Genomic DNA, 16,747 nt, shown 5'->3' with positions numbered 1-16,747 from the left:
AAGCGCGGACAGTCGGGGGCAAGAACGGCCAGGACGAGCGCCAAAGGCCGCTCATGCCACGGGCAGTGTGCGCGACGGCATGCAATTTTGTCTAGACAATAAATCGGCAGGCTGATTATGTATAGACAATAATAACGGACGGGAGCAGGCCGCATGGACGCCGACAGGTTGTGGATCAACGCACGACTGGCGACGCTCGCTGAAGGCAGGTCGGGGCTCGGCATCGTCGATCAGGGCGCGCTCGCCTGCAAGGACGGGCGCATCGTCTATGCCGGCCCGATGGCCGATCTGCCGCTGTCACTCCAGGTGAAAGAGCGCATAGACTGCGCCGGGCGCTGGGTCACCCCCGGCCTCGTCGACTGCCACACCCATCTCGTCTTCGGCGGCGACCGTGCGCAGGAATTCGAGATGCGCCTTGCGGGCGCGAGCTACGAGGAGATCGCTCGCGCAGGCGGCGGCATCGTCTCCACGGTGAAGGCGACCCGTGCGGCAAGCGAGGACGACCTCGTCGCAAGTGCCCTGCCCCGTCTCGACCATCTCATCGCCGAAGGCGTCACCACGGTCGAGATCAAGTCCGGCTACGGCCTGGATAGGGACACCGAGCTGCGCAGCCTGCGCGCCGCCCGCCGGCTGGGCGAGGCGCGCCCGGTCACCGTCACCACCACCTTCCTCGGCGCCCACGCCCTGCCGCCGGAGGCGAACGGCGACAAGGCCGCCTATATCGCGACGGTCGTCGACGAGATGCTGCCGGCCGTCGCGGGCGAAGGCCTCGCCGATGCGGTCGACGCCTTCTGCGAGGGCATCGCCTTTTCGCCTGACGAGACGGCGCGGGTCTTCGAGGCTGCAAGGACTCGCGGACTGCCGGTGAAGCTGCACGCCGACCAGCTCTCCAACCTCCACGGCGCCGCACTCGCCGCCCGCTTCGGCGCGCTGTCCGCCGACCATCTGGAATATACGGACGGGGAAGGTGCCGCCGCCATGGCCGCCGCCGGCACGGTCGCCGTGCTGCTGCCCGGCGCCTTCTACTTCATCCGCGAAACGAAGAAGCCGCCAGTCGAGCTCTTCCGCGCCGCCGGGACGCGCATGGCGCTCGCGACCGACTGCAATCCCGGCACCTCGCCGCTGACTTCGCTGCTGCTCACCATGAACATGGGCGCGACGCTGTTCCGCCTGACGGTCGAGGAATGTATCGCCGGCGTCACGCGCGAGGCCGCACGGGCGCTCGGCCGCCTCGGCGAGGTCGGCACGCTCGAAGCCGGCAAGTGGTGCGACCTCGCCATCTGGAATGTCGAGCGCCCGGCCGAGCTCGTCTATCGCATCGGTTTCAATCCGCTCCACGCCCGGGTCTGGAGGGGAAAGTGAAGTTCTCTGGCCATTCCGCCGCTACCTCCGGTGACCTGACGTGACCGAACAGACGATCACCCTTCACCCCGGGAATGTCGCCCTCGCCGACTGGCGCCGCGTCTATCTCGGCGCCCCGATTGCTCTCGACGACACGTGCCGCCCGGCCGTCGAAGCCGCGACGCGCACCATCGATGCCATCATCGCCAAGGGCAAGCCGGTCTACGGCATCAACACCGGCTTCGGGAAGCTGGCGAGCGTGCGCATCGAGGCCGGTGATCTCGCCACGCTCCAGCGCAACATCGTCCTTTCCCATGCCGCCGGCGTCGGCGAACCGCTGCCCGTGCCGGTGGTGCGCCTCGTCATGGCGCTGAAGCTCGCGAGCCTCGCGCAAGGCGCCTCCGGCGTGCGCTGGGAGACGATCCAGCACCTCCTTGCCTGCCTCGGCAAGGGCCTCGTGCCCGTCGTGCCCGGCCAGGGCTCGGTCGGCGCCTCGGGCGACCTCGCGCCCCTCGCCCACATGACGGCGGCCTTGATGGGCGTCGGCGAATTCTTCGTCGAGGGCGCTCGCGTGCCGGCGGACAAGGCGCTGGCCGATGCGGGCCTCACGCCCCTCGTGCTCGGGCCGAAGGAGGGGCTCGCCCTTCTCAACGGCACGCAGGTGTCGACGGCGCTGGCGCTCGCCGGGCTGTTCGAGGCCGAGCGCGTCTTCCAGGCCGCCCTCGTCACCGGGGCGCTCGCCACCGATGCCGCCAAGGGCTCCGACGGGCCGTTCGACGAGCGCATCCAGCGCCTGCGCCGCCACCGCGGCCAGGCGGCGACCGCGGCCGCCTTGCGCGCCCTCATGGCCGGCTCGGCCATCCGCGCCTCGCATCTCGCAAACGACGACCGGGTGCAGGACCCCTATTGCCTGCGCTGCCAGCCGCAGGTGATGGGCGCCTGCCTCGACCTCCTGCGCAAGGCCGCCGACTTCCTCGCCACCGAGGCGAACGGCGTCTCCGACAATCCGCTCGTGTTCCCGGAGGCGGGCGAGGTCATCTCCGGCGGCAATTTCCACGCCGAGCCCGTCGCCTTCGCTGCCGACATGATCGCCATGGCCTTGTGCGAGATCGGCTCCCTCGCGGAGCGGCGCATCGCCATGCTGGTCGATCCGGCCCTCTCCGGCCTGCCGGCCTTCCTCACGCCGAAGCCCGGACTCAACTCAGGCTTCATGATCCCGCAGGTCACGGCCGCCGCCCTCGTCTCCGAGAACAAGCAGCGCGCTTATCCGGCAAGCGTCGATTCCATCCCGACCTCGGCCAACCAGGAGGACCACGTCTCCATGGCGACGCACGGCGCCCGCCGGCTCATCCCGATGGCGCAGAATGCCGCGGCCGTCATCGGCATCGAGCTTCTGGCCGCCGCCCAGGGCTGCGACTTCCATGCCCCGATGCGCTCGAGCGAGCCGCTGGAGAAGGCGCGCGCCTTGCTGCGTGCGCGCGTGCCGCACCTCGCCGACGACCGCCACTTCGCCCCCGACATCGCGGCGGCGACCGATCTCGTCCGCTCCGGCGCCCTCGCGGCGGCCGTGGGTGCGGCGCTGCCGGCCGTGACGGAGCACGAGCCGTGAGCACGCCCTCCTTCCTCACTGTCACCCGTGGCGAGGCCCCGCTCCTCGTCAGCCTGCCGCATACGGGCACCGACATCCCGGAGGAATTCGCCGCCGGCCTCGTCTCCCCGTGGCGCGCCCGCAAGGACTGCGACTGGTGGATCGAGCGGCTCTACGACTTCGCCGCCGGCCTCGGCGCGACCGTCGTGCACACGGCAATCTCGCGCACGGTCATCGACGTCAACCGCGACCCCTCCGGCGCATCGCTCTATCCCGGCCAGGCGACGACCGAGCTCGTGCCGACGACGACCTTCGACGGCGAGCCGCTCTACGAGCCGGGGCACGAACCCGATTCCGAATCGATTTCAAGGCGCAAGGCGCTTTTCTTCGAGCCCTATCACAAGGCACTCGCCGACGAGATCGCCCGCCTGCGCGCGCTCCATCCGCGCATCGTCGTCTACGACGGCCACTCGATCCGCTCGCGCATACCGAGGCTCTTCGAGGGCGAACTGCCCAACTTCAATATCGGCACCAACGGCGGCACGACCTGCGATCCGGCGCTGACGGCCAGGGTCGCGGAAATCTGCGCCACCTCCGGCCGCAGCCACGTGGTCAACGGCCGCTTCAAGGGCGGCTTCATCACCCGCCACAACGGCCACCCGGCGGACGGCGTCCATGCCATCCAGATGGAGCTCGCCTGCCGCGGCTACATGCGCGAGCCGGTCGGCCCCGTGGACGAAACCTCCTGGCCCGCGGCCTACGACGAGGCCTATGCCGCCCCCATGCGCGTCGCTCTCACCCGCATTCTCGAAGCCTGCATCGATTTCGCGAGGGGGGCCCGCTGATGCTGCCGACGCTTCTTTCCCGTCATGCTCGCGCCCGTCCCGGGCATCCACGCCCGACCACTTTCGCGCGATCCTCATCAAACACCGTTATGACGGAGCTCGCCCCATGACCCGCATCGACAATGCCCGCGTCATCCGCGCCCCCCGCGGCAGCGACATCAGCGCCAAGAGCTGGCTGACGGAGGCGCCACTGCGCATGCTGATGAACAACCTCGACCCGGACGTCGCCGAGAAGCCGGGCGAACTCGTGGTCTACGGCGGCATCGGCCGCGCCGCGCGCGACTGGGAGAGCTTCGACCGCATCGTCGCCGCGCTGAAGAAACTCGAGGCGGACGAGACGCTGCTCGTCCAGTCCGGCAAGCCGGTCGGCGTTTTCCGCACCCATCCGGATGCGCCGCGTGTGCTCATCGCCAATTCCAACCTCGTGCCGCACTGGGCCACCTGGGACCATTTCAACGAGCTCGATCGAAAAGGCCTCATGATGTACGGCCAGATGACAGCCGGCTCGTGGATCTACATCGGCTCGCAGGGCATCGTGCAGGGCACCTACGAGACCTTCGTCGAGATGGGGCGCCGGCACTACGGCGGCGACCTCTCCGGCCGCTGGATCCTCACCGCCGGCCTCGGCGGCATGGGCGGCGCCCAGCCGCTCGCCGCGGTGATGGCCGGCGCCTCGTGCCTCGCCATCGAATGCCGCCCGTCGAGCATCGAGTTCCGCCTGCGCACCGGCTATGTGGATGTGCAGGCCAAGGACCTCGACGAGGCGCTCGCCATCATCGAGGAGGCCACGCGCACGAAGAAGCCGGTCTCGGTCGCGCTCCTCGGCAATGCCGCCGAGGTGCTGCCGGAGCTGGTCAGCCGCGGCGTGAGGCCCGACTGCGTCACCGACCAGACCTCGGCGCACGATCCCGTCAACGGCTACCTGCCGAAGGGCTGGACGCTCGCGCAGTGGGAAGAAAAACGCGAGGCCGACCCGAAGGCGGTGACGAAGGCGGCCAAGGCCTCCATGGCCGAGCACGTGCGCGCCATGCTCGCCTTCCACCGGATGGGCGTGCCCACCGTCGACTACGGCAACAACATCCGCCAGATGGCGCTGGAGGAAGGCGTCGCCGACGCCTTCGACTTCCCCGGCTTCGTGCCCGCCTACATCCGCCCTCTGTTCTGCCGCGGCATCGGCCCCTTCCGCTGGGCGGCCCTGTCGGGCGATCCGGAGGACATCTACAGGACCGATGCCAAGGTGAAGGAGCTGCTGCCGGACAACAAGCACCTGCACAACTGGCTCGACATGGCTCAGAAGCGCATCAAGTTCCAGGGCCTCCCGGCGCGCATCTGCTGGGTCGGCCTCGGCGACCGCCATCGCCTCGGCCTCGCCTTCAACGAGATGGTGGCGAAGGGCGAGTTGAAGGCCCCCATCGTCATCGGCCGCGACCATCTCGACAGTGGCTCCGTCGCCTCGCCCAACCGCGAGACGGAGGCGATGCGGGACGGCTCCGACGCCGTCTCCGACTGGCCGCTGCTCAACGCGCTCCTCAACTGCGCCTCTGGCGCCACCTGGGTGTCCCTGCACCACGGCGGCGGTGTCGGCATGGGCTTTTCGCAGCACTCGGGCATGGTCATCGTCTGCGACGGCACGCCGGAGGCGTCGCGGCGCATCGAGCGCGTGTTGTGGAACGATCCGGCGACCGGCGTGATGCGCCATGCCGACGCCGGCTACGACATCGCCGTCGAATGCGCGAAGGAGCACGGCCTCAACCTGCCAAGCCTTCCCTGAGGCGAACGACATGAGCGGGGGCGCTGCCATGAAGCCGCTGGCCGATCTCAGGGTGCTCGATTTCAGCCGCGTGCTGGCCGGCCCCTATTGCACCGCCCTCCTCGCCGACCTCGGCGCGGAGGTGATCAAGGTCGAGCCCCCGGGCGGCGACGACTATCGCCACATCGGCCCCTTCGTCGACGGCGAGAGCATGCTCTTCGCCACGGTGAACCGGGGCAAGCGCTCCATCGTCCTCGACCTCGCGAAGGCGGACGATCTCGCCATAGCCCATGCGCTGGCCGCCCGGGCGGACGTGGTCGTCGAAAACTTCCGCCCCGGCGTCGCGGACAAGCTCGGCATCGGCTGGGCGCAGCTGTCCGCGCTCAACCCGCGCCTCGTCTATGCCTCCATCTCCGGCTTCGGCCAGGAGGGGGAGCTGGCGAAGCGCCCGGCCTACGACGTCATCCTGCAGGCGATGAGCGGCATCATGGCCGTGACGGGCGAGCCGGACGGGCCGCCGACCCTCGTCGGCGAATCCATCGCCGACGTCGCCGCCGGCCTCTTCGCCTCCTGGGCGGTGCTCGCGGCCTTGCACGAGCGCCACGGCACGGGGCGCGGCCGCCACATCGATCTTGCCATGTTCGACGCCATCGTGGCCCTGCAGCCGCTCGTCGTCGCCCGCTATCTCGCGACGGGCGAGGCGCCGCGGCGCGTCGGCAACCGTCATCCCCTGTCGGCACCCTTCGGCGCCTTTGCGGCGCGCGACGGCAGCTTCGTGCTCGCGGTGCTCAACGACAAGCTGTTCCAGCGGCTCGCCGCCTGCATCGGCGCGCCCGAGATTGCGGCGGACCCGCGCTTCACCACCGACAGCGACCGCCTCGCCAACGAGGGGGCGCTGCGCGCCCTCATCGAGGGCTGGTCGCGGCGGCTCGGCGCACGCGAGGCCGTGGAGGCCCTCGTCGCCCACGGCGTGCCCGCCGCCGAGATCAACGACATGGCCGAGGCCCTCGCCTCCCCGCATGCCGAGGCCCGCGGCCTCCTGCAGGAGGTGAGCGACGCTCGTGCCGGCATGCGGCAGGTGCCCGAGCAGCCGGCACGCTTCGCCGGCGCGCCGCGCGGTGGCCTTGCCGCCGCCCCCCGCCTCGACGGCGACCGCGCCGCCATCCTGGCCGACCTGGAGGACCGGACGTGAACGCTCCCGCGATGACAGCCGAGGACGCCGCCGCCCTCGTCGAGGCCGTGGCCGACTTCAGTCGTAACGAGCTTGCCCCGGCCGCCGCGGAGATCGACCGCACGGGCCGCTCGGCCACCATGCATCTGCCGCAGCTTGCGCAGATGGGCATCATGGGCCTCAACCTGCCCGAGGCCTGCGGCGGCATCGGCCTGCCGGCGACGGCCCTGTTCGAGGCGGTGGCGGCCATCGCCGGGGCCTGCGGCTCCACGGCCTCCATGGTCACGGCCCATTGGCTCGCGACCGATTCCATCCTCATCGGCGGCACGGCGGAGCAGCAGCAGCGCTACCTGCCGGCCGCGGCCGCCGGCCAGGCGCTCGGCGCCTTCGGCCTCACCGAGCCCGGCGCCGGCTCCAACCCGGCCGACATGACGACGCGGGCCGTGCGCGAGGGCGACGGCTACCGCATCACCGGCACCAAGCACTTCATCTCCAATGCCGGCGAGGCCGATTTCATCGTCGTCTATGCCAAGACGGACATGGCCGCCGGCGCGCGCGGCATCTCGGCCTTCGTCGTCGAGCCGAAGGCGGGCGGCGTGCGCTGCTCCGCGCCCGAGCCGACCATGGGCCTGCGCGGCGGCCATGTCTTCGAGGTTTCGCTCGATTGCGTCGTGCCGGCAGAGAACCGCCTCGGCGAGGAGGGCAAGGGCTTCCGCACCGCGCTCAAGGTGCTCGACGCCGGGCGGCTCGAGATCGCTGCCTGCGCCGTCGGCATCGCCCAGGCCGCACTGGCCGCGGCGCTCGACTGGGCAAGAGAGCGCAAGGTGGGCGGCGAGCCGATCGCCCATTTCCAGGGCCTGCAATGGATGCTGGCGGACATGGTGACCGATATCGCCGCCGCGCGCCAGCTTGGCCTTGCCGCCGCGCGCAAGCGCGAGGCCGGCGAGCGCTTCTCCATGGAAGCATCGATGGCCAAGCTGCACGCCTCGGAGATGGTCGGCCGCGTGACCGATAAGGCGCTCCAGATCCACGGCGGCTACGGTTTCACCACGGCACTGCCGCTGGAGCGCTACATGCGCGACTGCCGCATCTTCCGCATCTACGAGGGCTCCTCGGAGATCCAGCGCAACATCATCGCGCGCCATCTGCTGGGGTGAGGCTCATGCGCATTCTCCGTGCCGGCGACTATCGCGTCATGCCGTGGAAGAACGGCGGCGGCGAGACCACCGAGATCGCCGCCTTCCCCGAAGGGGCCGGGCTCGAGACCTTCGACTGGCGCGTGAGCATGGCGCGCGTGGCGAGCGACGGGCCGTTCTCGGTCTTTCCGGGGATCGACCGCACGCTGTCGCTCCTCGACGGCCCGGCGCTCACCCTCGCCTTCGACGGCCGGGGCGAGGTCCTCATCGATGCGGCGACGCCGCCCTGTGCTTTCCCGGCCGATGTCGCCGTGACCGGGCGTCTCGCCGGCGCCCCGATCACCGACCTCAACGTGATGACGCGCCGCGGGCGCTGGCGCCACCATGTGCAGCGGGTCGCAGTCGAAAGCCCGCGCGCCCTGCCGCGCCTCGGCGACCTCCTCCTCGTCATCGCGACGCGCGAGGCCGTCACCCTTCGGACGGATGACGGCACGGCGGCCTTGAACCCCGCCGACACCGTCGTCATCGACGAGGAGGCCGTCAGCCTCGCAGCCGACGGCCCCGCAACTGTCTACACGGTCGACCTCTGGCGCCTCTGACGCTCAGCGCGCCGCCTTGAGGGCGAGGCCGAAGGCGATGAAGGCCCAGCCCTGGAAGATGAGATCGATCGCGAGCAGCAGGCCCAGCACCCACAGGCTGTTCACCGGCCAGCCGGCCGCGATGATGAGGCCGGTGAGAAGCGTCAACAGACCGGCGGCGACGATCCAGCCCCAGCCCTTCTCCGGTCGGGCATTGAAACCAACCCAGATGCGGATGAGGCCGGCGACGATGAGCGAGACGGCGAGCAGCAGCGTCAGCACGCCGGAGGCGAGAAGCGGGTTGTAGAAGGCGAAGAAACCGGCCACCGCGTAGATGAGGCCGCTCGCAAGCCAGAAGAAGAAGCGACCCCAAGTCTTGACGCCGAAGGCATGCACGATCTCGATAATGCCGCCGACGAGCATGAGCGCGCCGACGTAATAGACCGTGGCGACCGTCGCGACGAAGAGATGCGCGAAGGCTATGCCGCCAAAGACGAGCAGGCCGACGCCGAGCGCGACGAACCAGCCCCACTTCGCCCGCACCTCGCCGACGGCCACGCCGAGCGGACTCTCGTTGAGCGTATTGGCCATTGCTCCCCCGCGACTGTCCGCCTGAGGGACGGGAAGCGGGCCCGGACAGCAGCCCGACTCACCCGATACTTGGTAAGGATAGCGCCCAGGCCGAACAATGGCAAAGAAATGCGCGGCGCAGTTTTCCGTAAATTTTAGTGTTCTGTCGCCGCCAGCACCGCTTCAACACGGATCTCTTCCGTAAGTCTCGCCTTCAGCGCCGAGAATTCGGGGCTCGTCTTCATCTTGTAATCGCGCGGATGCGGCAGGTCGACGGCGAGGTCGGCCTTGATGCGCCCGGGCCGGGCCGACATGACGATGACACGCGAGGCGAGGAAGATCGCCTCCTCGATGTCGTGGGTGACGAACAGGACCGTCTTGCGCTCGCGCTCCCAGATGCCGAGCAGCAACTCCTGCATCAGCGAGCGGGTCTGGTTGTCGAGGGCGCCGAAGGGCTCGTCGAGCAGCAGGATCTCGGGGTCGTTGGCGAGCGCGCGGGCGATCGCCGTGCGCTGCTGCATGCCGCCGGAAAGCTGCTTGGGCCAGTGGTTCTCGAAGCCCCTGAGGCCGACCTTGTCGATATAGGAGGCGACGATGTCCCTGGTCTCGGCTTCCCGCCGGCCCTTCTCCCTGAGGCCGAAGGCGATGTTCTGCGCCACCGTGAGCCAGGGAAAGAGCGTGTAGGACTGGAACACCATGCCCCGGTCGGCACCGGGGCCGGTGATGCGGCGCCCGTCGAGCCGCACCTCGCCCGCGCTCGGCCTGTCGAGCCCGGCGACGATGCGCAGCAGCGTGGACTTGCCGCAGCCGGAGGGGCCGAGGATGGTGATGAAGTCGTTGGCCGCGACCGAGAGGTTCGTCGGCGTCAGCGCCGTCACCGGCGCCCCGCCGCGCACCCCCGGGAAGATGCGCGAGACGTTGTCGATGACGAGCTTGGTCACGCGAGCCTCCACGGGAAGAGCCAGCGGTTGGCCGCCTTGAACAGGAAATCGGAGACGAGGCCGATGAGGCCGATGACGATGATGCCGAAGATGATCTGGCCGGTGGCGAGCAGCGCCTGGCTGTCGATGATCATGTGGCCGATGCCGGACGAGGAGCCGATGAGCTCGGCGACGATGACATAGGTCCACGCCCAGCCGAGGACGAGGCGCAGGATCTCGGCGATCTCCGGCGCATTGGCCGGGATCATGACGCGGCGCACGATGCCCGTGTCGCGTGCGCCGAGCGTGTAGGCGGCTTCGACGAGGTCACGCCGGGTGGAGCCCACCGAGACCGCGACCATGAGAATGATCTGGAACACCGAGCCGATGAAGATGACGAGCAGCTTCTGCACCTCGCCGATGCCCGCCCACAGGATGAGGAGCGGGATGAAGGCCGAGGCCGGCAGATAGCGCGCGAAGGAGACGAAGGGCTCGAAGAAGGCCTCGATCGGCTTGTAGGCGCCCATGAGGATGCCAAGCGGCACGGCAACGATGGCCGCCAGCACGAAGCCGCCGACCACGCGCCAGATGGTGACGCCGATGTCGAACAGGAAGCCGTGATCGGCTAGGAGCGCCCAGCCGTCCGCGACCATGGTGAGCGGATCGGCGAGGAATGTGCGGGAGACATAGCCGCCGAAGGTGGCGAAGCCCCAGCCCAGTACGAAGAGGATGAAGAAGGAGATGCCGAGGACGATGCGCGCGCCCTGCCCGATCGGTTCCAGTGGTCTCAGCATGACGTTCCGCTCGTGCCGTTTCCGGTCAGCCGCGCCCACTCCGCCCCCTCGCTGGCGAGGGAGCGGCCGGTCGCATGGAAGGTGCGGGCTTCAGGTGAAGCCGCCGAAGGCTCACTTGATGAAGCTGGTGTCGACGATCTTCGAAATGTCCGGCTTCTGCTTGATGATGCCGATCTCGAGAAGCAAATCGGCCGCCTCGTTGGAGAACTTCTCGAACTCGCCGGAAAAGAAGGTCCGGTTGGCCTCGCGATCCTGCCAGCGCAGGTATTGGGCCGACTTGCCGAACTGCTCGCCCGTCTGCTTCACGTCGGCGCCCATGATCTCGAAGGCCTTCTTCTCGTCGGCCTTGATCATGTCGAGCGCCTCGAAGTAGCTGTCGGCGAGCGCCTTGGCCGCTTGCGGGTTCTCCTCGAGGAACTTCGGCGTGCAGCCGAAGGTGTCCATGACGACCGGATAGTCGAGCGTCGTGGCGATGATCTTGCCGGCCTCCGGCTTGTCGCGCACGGTCGAGAGATACGGCTCGTAGCTCATGGCCGCGTCGTTCTGGCCGGCGACGAAGGCCTGGGCCGCGGGACCGGGCTCGAGATTGACGACCTTGACGTCCTTCACGGAGAGGCCGTTCTGCTTCAGCATCCAGGCGAGCACGAAATAGGGCGAGGTGCCCGGCGCGGAGGCCGCGACGCTCTTGCCCTTCAGGTCCTTGATCGACTGGATGTCGTTGCGCACAACCATGCCATCGGCGCCGTAGGACTTGTCCATCTGGAAGATCTGCTTGGTGGCGATGCCATTGGCGTTCCACGCCACCCAGGTCTCCACCGTCGTCGCGGCGCACTGGATGTCGCCCGAGGCGATGGCGAGGTGCCGGCTCGCCTGCGGAATCTTCTTGATGGTGACGTCGAGGCCGTTCTTCTCGAAGATGCCGGCCTCCTTGGCGAGCGTGAGCGGCGCAAAGCCCGTCCAGCCGCTCATGCCGATGACCACCTGCGTGTTGGCCGCCGATGCGGTGCCCGCCGCGCCGATGAGGATCGCTGCAGCGAGCCCGAATGCCGAAGTGCGCTTCATGACGTGTCTCCCGGTCCGTTGACCCCTCTTCATTGAATGGCAGCACGCCGCAGCCCCGGTGTCAATTGTCTAGACATAACTGCATACACTTTCCCACGCAGGCCGGGCATCTGCCTGTTTGGGCGGCAAGGAAGGGAGGGCCTGAACCGTGCGGATTCGGCTTCTCGCGCGTCTTGACGGCGCATCTTTGCCGCGCGTCTTGGCCGCGCGTCTTGGCCGGGCTTGTCCCGGCCATGGCGCCTTTCAATCCTGCGCGAGCGTCACGGCGTGGATGCCCGCGACAGGCGCGGGCATGACGGTGGAGACGGCTACGCAAAGGGAGCGGGAAGAGCGCGGCACAACCTCCCCGTTCGTCATGGCCGGGCTCGTCCCGGCCATCCACGCCTTTCAACCCCGCGCGAGCGTCACGGCGTGGATGCCCGCGACGAGCGCGGGCATGACGACGCAATGGTGCGCACGTCGATGGAGCGGCATTGCACGCCCCTCCTTGACAAAGCACCCGCCAGGAGACACATGTGGCGCGGGTCGCATCGTTTCCCTTTCACGTTCGGCTGCGTGAGCGACGTTCATTCGTCGATTGAGCCGTTCGTCCGGCGACCGATCCCTCCGGAACAGCCCAATTCACGCGGGGCGTTCGTTTCCCCGCGTTCGTGCGCCCGCTTCGGCTCGTTGCCGGCGGCGTGTCCGGCGCGCACCATGAAAGACGATAAGTGACTTCATTTTCCGATCTCGGCCTCGCCCAACCGCTGCTCAAGGCACTGGAGAGCGAGGGTTACGAGCAGCCGACGCCGATCCAGGCGCAGGCCATTCCCCATGTCATCTCCGGCCGCGACCTGCTCGGCATCGCCCAGACGGGTACGGGCAAGACGGCGGCCTTCGCCCTCCCCATCCTTCACCGCCTCGCCAGCGCGCCGAAGCGCCCGGGCCGTGGGCGCTGCCGCGTGCTCGTGCTGAGTCCGACGCGCGAGCTCGCCAGCCAGATCGGCGAGAGCTTCCGCACCTATGGTCGCCACCTCAACCTGCGCACCGCCGTGATCTTCGGCGGCGTCGGCCACCGGCCGCAGTCCGATGCGTTGGCGCGCGGCCTCGACGTGCTGGTCGCGACGCCCGGCCGGCTGATCGACCACATGCAGACGGGTGCCGTCAGCTTTGCCGAGACCGAGGTCGTGGTCCTCGACGAGGCCGACCAGATGCTCGACATGGGCTTCATCCACGCCATCCGGAAGATCGTGCAGCGCCTGCCGAAGGAGCGCCAGAACCTCTTCTTCTCGGCCACCATGCCGAAGGAGATCGCCGCGCTTGCGTCCGACCTGCTGCACGACCCGGTGCAGGTTTCGGTGACGCCGGTCGCGACGACGGCCGAGCGCATCGACCAGCGCGTCATCTTCGTCGAGACGGCGCGCAAGCGTAACCTTCTCGCCGAGATCCTGAAGGGCGAGAAGCTCGGCCGCACGCTCGTCTTCACCCGCACCAAGCATGGCGCCGACCGCGTGGTGCGCCACCTCGAACAGGACGGCATCCGGGCCGCGGCGATCCACGGCAACAAGAGCCAGTCGCAGCGCGAGCGCGCGCTCGGCAGCTTCCGCACCGGCGAGACGCCCATCCTTGTTGCGACGGACATCGCCGCCCGCGGCATCGATGTCGACGGCGTGACCCACGTTATCAACTTCGACCTGCCGAACGTGCCGGAATCCTACGTGCATCGCATCGGCCGCACGGCCCGCGCCGGCGCCGACGGCAGCGCCATCTCCTTCTGTGACGGTGAGGAGCGCGCCTATCTCCGGGCCATCGAGAAGCTGACGCGCCAGAAGATCCCGGCAACCGACCGGCGCGCCAATCCGGGCGCCGAGCCGGAGGAGCCCGCCGAAGCCCGCCCACAGGGCCGCAACGGCGGCGGCAGGAACGGCCCCGGCAAGAACGCCACTGGCAGGGGCCGGCACTCTCCGCGCGGCAGCCGCAACACGCCGCAGCCGGGCCACCACAGTGCCGGCAAGGCGCCGGGTCACGGCAACGGCCATGGTCACGGCAGCGGCCTCGGCCAGGGCAACGGCCAGCGCCAGCAGGACGGTGCGTCCCGCCGTGATGGCCAGCGGCCGGCCAAGGCCGCGCAGGGCAGCGGCAAGCCGCAGCAGCGCGACCACCACCGTGGTCAGGGCCAGGGTCATGGCCCGGCCGGCGCCGAGCGCATGGACGGCATCGGTTTCATGCGCCCGGCCCGCCGCCGCGGCGACGGCCCGTCCCGCTGAAGCACGCCGGCCGGCAACCTCCCGTCGCCACGCTCGGGCTCGCCCGGGACGGGGTCCGGAAGGAGCAAGTCGGGCACACCCGACTTGCGACAGACGGGATCAGCGGCGCCGGCTCGTGCCGTCAGCATGCTGCCATGATCGGCATCCACCCTGTGCCGTGAGGCAGCAACCAAGCTCACGGCCAGGGGCATGACGCGCGCGTCGTCCGGCTCGACCGGATCAGCAAGGAGATTGTCGACCTTCGCGTGCCGGCCGCGCACGCGCCGCGAGATCGTGGCCGATGCGGTCGTGCACGTCATAGGCCTTGTTGCCGCCGGCGTCGGCGCGGTGGTGCTCGTCGGCATCGTGCTGCACGGCGGCGCCTATGGTGCCCTGCCCGCCGTGGCGCTCTACACGCTCGGCCTTTTCGTCATGCTTGGCTGCTCCTGCGCCTACAATCTGGCGCCGGCGTCGCCGCGCAAGGAGAAGCTGCGCCAGTTCGACCAGGCCGGCATCTTCCTGATGATCGCCGGCACCTACACGCCCTTCACGACGCTCGGCCTCGGCGGCCCCTGGGCCGTCGGCCTGACGAGCTTCGTCTGGCTCGCGGCCATCGCCGGCGCCTGCCTGAAGCTGTTCTTCCCGCGCCGCTTCGACCGCCTGACGATCGCCGCCTATCTCACGCTGGGCTGGGCGGGCGCTGTCGCCGTTGCCCCGCTGACGGATGCGCTCGGCCTGACCACGCTGGCGCTGATCGCCGTCGGAGGCGTGCTCTATTCGGTCGGCGTCGTCTTCCATCTTGCCGAACGCCTGCCCTTTCAGGCGGCCATCTGGCACGGCTTCGTCGTCGCCGCCGCCGGCGTGCACTATGCAGCTGTGCTGCGCGCGCTGACCCCCGTCCTGAGCGCATAGAAAAGCGCCCGCGGGATCATCCTGCGGGCGCTCGCAACAAGGGTCTCTCTCAGCGCGAGAACTTCTTGTACTGGATACGTTTCGGGATCGTGGAATCGATGCCGAGGCGGCGCTTCTTGTCTTCCTCGTAGTCCTCGAAGTTGCCCTCGAACCACTCCACATGGCTGTCGCCCTCGAAGGCGAGCATGTGGGTGGCGACGCGGTCGAGGAACATGCGGTCGTGGCTGATGATGACGGCGCAGCCGGCGTAATCCTCCAGCGCCTCCTCCAGCGCACGCAAGGTGTCGACGTCGAGGTCGTTGGTCGGCTCGTCGAGCAGCAGGACGTTGGCGCCCGACTTCAGCATCTTGGCGAGATGCACGCGGTTGCGCTCGCCGCCCGAGAGCATGCCCACCTTCTTCTGCTGGTCGCCGCCCTTGAAGTTGAAGGCCGAGCAATAGGCCCGCGAGTTGATCTCGCGCTTGCCGAGATAGATGACATCGTTGCCGCCGGAGATTTCCTCCCAGACGGTCTTGTTGTCGTCGAGTGCGTCGCGCGACTGGTCGACATAGCCGAGCTTGACCGATTCCCCGATGGTGATGGTGCCGGCGTCCGGCGTCTCCTGACCGGTGATCATGCGGAACAGGGTCGTCTTGCCCGCGCCGTTCGGCCCGATGACGCCGACGATGCCGCCGGGCGGCAGCTTGAACGACAGCCCGTCGATGAGCAGCCGATCGCCGAAGCCCTTGGTGAGGCCATCGAACTCGATAACGTTGTTGCCCAGCCGCTCGGCAATCGGGATGACGATCTGGGCCGTCGAGGGCGCCTTCTCCGAGGCCTTCCGCACCAGTTCCTCATAGCGCTGGATACGCGCCTTGTTCTTGGCCTGGCGAGCCTTGGGCGAGGCCGAGATCCACTCGCGCTCGCGCTCCAGCGTGCGCTGGCGCGCCTCCTCCTCGCGGCCCTCCTGGGCGAGGCGCTTCTGCTTCTGCTCCAGCCACGAGGAATAGTTGCCCTCGTACGGAATGCCGCGGCCGCGGTCGAGTTCGAGGATCCAACCCGTGACGTTGTCGAGGAAGTAGCGGTCGTGGGTGACGATCAGGATCGCACCCGGGTAGGTCCTGAGGTGCCCTTCGAGCCAAGCCACCGTCTCGGCGTCGAGATGGTTGGTCGGCTCGTCGAGCAGCAGCAGGTCCGGCTGGGCGAGAAGCAGCTGGCACAGCGCAACGCGACGCTTTTCGCCGCCCGACAGCGAGGCGACCTCCGCATCGTCCGGCGGGCAGCGCAGGGCATCCATGGCCTGGTCGACCTTGGAATCGAGGTCCCACAAGCCCTTGGCCTCGATCTCGTCCTGCAGCCGCGTCATCTCGTCGGCCGTCTCGTCCGAGTAGTTCATGGCGAGCTCGTTGTAGCGCTCGAGCACTGCCTTTTCGCCGGCGACCCCTTCCATGACGTTCTCGCGCACGGTCTTCGTCGGGTTGAGCTGCGGCTCCTGCGGCAGGTAGCCGACGCGCGCGCCTTCCGCCGCCCAGGCTTCGCCCGTGAACTCCTTGTCGAGCCCGGCCATGACCTTGAGCAGCGTCGACTTGCCGGCGCCGTTGACGCCCAGCACGCCGATCTTGGCGCCCGGGTAGAAGGACAGGTGCACGTTGTCGAGGACCTTCTTGCCGCCAGGGTAGGTCTTCGACAGGCCGCGCATGTGGTAGACATACTGATAGGAGGCCATTCAAGTCTCTCTCAACGAAAGGACCGCATGCTCCCGGCGTGCACCGCGCACGCGGGAACTGTCGGCCGCATCGGAAATTCGAGCCACGAGTTATCAGGCGGGCGAGGTCGGTTCAAGCCACGCGCCCCGCACGCGACCTGCCGGATCCGC

General features: G+C 68.9%; 14 protein-coding genes. 9 read left to right on the top strand and 5 right to left on the bottom strand.

The features are described from left to right. The first annotated feature begins 153 nt into the window (after positions 1-153). The 7 genes from hutI (at position 154) to ASC46_RS04225 (ending at position 8,430) form a co-directional block, all read left to right on the top strand. Positions 154-1,362, top strand: coding sequence for an imidazolonepropionase (hutI, locus tag ASC46_RS04255; RefSeq protein WP_055458070.1), 1,209 nt, complete (start codon positions 154-156; stop codon positions 1,360-1,362). 40 nt (positions 1,363-1,402) lie between these two features. Next, positions 1,403-2,950: a histidine ammonia-lyase gene (gene hutH / locus ASC46_RS04250; RefSeq protein ID WP_055458069.1), complete on the top strand. Its 1,548-nt coding sequence runs from the start codon at positions 1,403-1,405 to the stop codon at positions 2,948-2,950. Beyond that, a complete protein-coding gene (gene hutG / locus ASC46_RS04245; protein ID WP_055458068.1) occupies positions 2,947-3,774 on the top strand; it encodes an N-formylglutamate deformylase in 828 nt (275 codons plus the stop codon). The genes hutH and hutG overlap by 4 nt, the downstream gene beginning before the upstream one ends. A 106-nt stretch (positions 3,775-3,880) precedes the next feature. Then, positions 3,881-5,545 carry a urocanate hydratase gene (gene hutU, locus ASC46_RS04240; protein ID WP_055458067.1) on the top strand — a complete coding sequence of 555 codons (1,665 nt, stop codon included), beginning with the start codon at positions 3,881-3,883 and terminating at the stop codon, positions 5,543-5,545. A 10-nt stretch (positions 5,546-5,555) separates the two neighbouring features. Next, the gene (locus ASC46_RS04235) at positions 5,556-6,716 is read left to right on the top strand and encodes a CaiB/BaiF CoA transferase family protein (RefSeq protein WP_210165966.1); all 1,161 of its coding nucleotides are present in this window, start codon (positions 5,556-5,558) and stop codon (positions 6,714-6,716) included. Further along, positions 6,713-7,852, top strand: coding sequence for an acyl-CoA dehydrogenase family protein (locus ASC46_RS04230; RefSeq protein ID WP_245280465.1), 1,140 nt, complete (start codon positions 6,713-6,715; stop codon positions 7,850-7,852). The genes ASC46_RS04235 and ASC46_RS04230 overlap by 4 nt, the downstream gene beginning before the upstream one ends. A 5-nt stretch (positions 7,853-7,857) precedes the next feature. After that, positions 7,858-8,430 (top strand): HutD/Ves family protein, encoded by a 573-nt coding sequence (locus tag ASC46_RS04225; protein WP_055458065.1) that lies wholly within the window; start codon positions 7,858-7,860, stop codon positions 8,428-8,430. A gap of 3 nt (positions 8,431-8,433) precedes the next feature. Here the strand turns inward: ASC46_RS04225 and ASC46_RS04220 are convergent, their stop codons facing one another. From ASC46_RS04220 to ASC46_RS04205, 4 genes are all read right to left on the bottom strand, one after another. Continuing rightward, entirely contained in the window at positions 8,434-9,000 is a 567-nt protein-coding gene (locus tag ASC46_RS04220; RefSeq protein WP_055458064.1) for an HdeD family acid-resistance protein, read from the bottom strand. Positions 9,001-9,134: 134 nt separating this feature from the next. Continuing rightward, positions 9,135-9,920, bottom strand: coding sequence for an ABC transporter ATP-binding protein (locus ASC46_RS04215; RefSeq protein ID WP_019401448.1), 786 nt, complete (start codon positions 9,918-9,920; stop codon positions 9,135-9,137). Continuing rightward, positions 9,917-10,693: an ABC transporter permease gene (locus ASC46_RS04210; RefSeq protein ID WP_055458063.1), complete on the bottom strand. Its 777-nt coding sequence runs from the start codon at positions 10,691-10,693 to the stop codon at positions 9,917-9,919. Before ASC46_RS04210 ends, ASC46_RS04215 begins: the two co-directional genes overlap by 4 nt. A 111-nt stretch (positions 10,694-10,804) precedes the next feature. Beyond that, a complete protein-coding gene (locus ASC46_RS04205) occupies positions 10,805-11,755 on the bottom strand; it encodes an ABC transporter substrate-binding protein (RefSeq protein ID WP_055458062.1) in 951 nt (316 codons plus the stop codon). A gap of 710 nt (positions 11,756-12,465) precedes the next feature. On the opposite strand from ASC46_RS04205, the gene ASC46_RS04200 reads away from it, so the two are divergent. Continuing rightward, the gene (locus ASC46_RS04200) at positions 12,466-14,001 is read left to right on the top strand and encodes a DEAD/DEAH box helicase (RefSeq protein WP_055458061.1); all 1,536 of its coding nucleotides are present in this window, start codon (positions 12,466-12,468) and stop codon (positions 13,999-14,001) included. Between the two features lie 231 nt (positions 14,002-14,232). Further along, positions 14,233-14,892 carry a PAQR family membrane homeostasis protein TrhA gene (trhA, locus tag ASC46_RS04195; RefSeq protein ID WP_055458060.1) on the top strand — a complete coding sequence of 220 codons (660 nt, stop codon included), beginning with the start codon at positions 14,233-14,235 and terminating at the stop codon, positions 14,890-14,892. A gap of 49 nt (positions 14,893-14,941) precedes the next feature. On the opposite strand, the gene ettA is transcribed toward trhA, so the two are convergent. Further along, entirely contained in the window at positions 14,942-16,597 is a 1,656-nt protein-coding gene (ettA, locus tag ASC46_RS04190) for an energy-dependent translational throttle protein EttA (protein WP_055458059.1), read from the bottom strand. Between the last annotated feature and the right edge of the window lie 150 nt (positions 16,598-16,747).

Origin of the sequence: Chelatococcus sambhunathii (genome assembly GCF_001418005.1) — a bacterium.
Classification (GTDB): domain Bacteria; phylum Pseudomonadota; class Alphaproteobacteria; order Rhizobiales; family Beijerinckiaceae; genus Chelatococcus_A; species Chelatococcus_A sambhunathii.
This window is presented reverse-complemented; position numbering and strand designations above follow the sequence as displayed.

What these genes read in the sequence shown, in the direction of transcription:
- hutI (WP_055458070.1), top strand. Translation starts at nt 154, where the DNA reads ATGGACGCCGACAGGTTGTGGATCAACGCACGACTGGCGACGCTCGCT.
- hutU (WP_055458067.1), top strand. Translation starts at nt 3,881, where the DNA reads ATGACCCGCATCGACAATGCCCGCGTCATCCGCGCCCCCCGCGGCAGC.
- ASC46_RS04235 (WP_210165966.1), top strand. Translation starts at nt 5,556, where the DNA reads ATGAGCGGGGGCGCTGCCATGAAGCCGCTGGCCGATCTCAGGGTGCTC.
- ASC46_RS04225 (WP_055458065.1), top strand. Translation starts at nt 7,858, where the DNA reads ATGCGCATTCTCCGTGCCGGCGACTATCGCGTCATGCCGTGGAAGAAC.
- ASC46_RS04220 (WP_055458064.1), bottom strand. Translation starts at nt 9,000, where the DNA reads ATGGCCAATACGCTCAACGAGAGTCCGCTCGGCGTGGCCGTCGGCGAG.
- ASC46_RS04210 (WP_055458063.1), bottom strand. Translation starts at nt 10,693, where the DNA reads ATGCTGAGACCACTGGAACCGATCGGGCAGGGCGCGCGCATCGTCCTC.
- ASC46_RS04205 (WP_055458062.1), bottom strand. Translation starts at nt 11,755, where the DNA reads ATGAAGCGCACTTCGGCATTCGGGCTCGCTGCAGCGATCCTCATCGGC.
- ettA (WP_055458059.1), bottom strand. Translation starts at nt 16,597, where the DNA reads ATGGCCTCCTATCAGTATGTCTACCACATGCGCGGCCTGTCGAAGACC.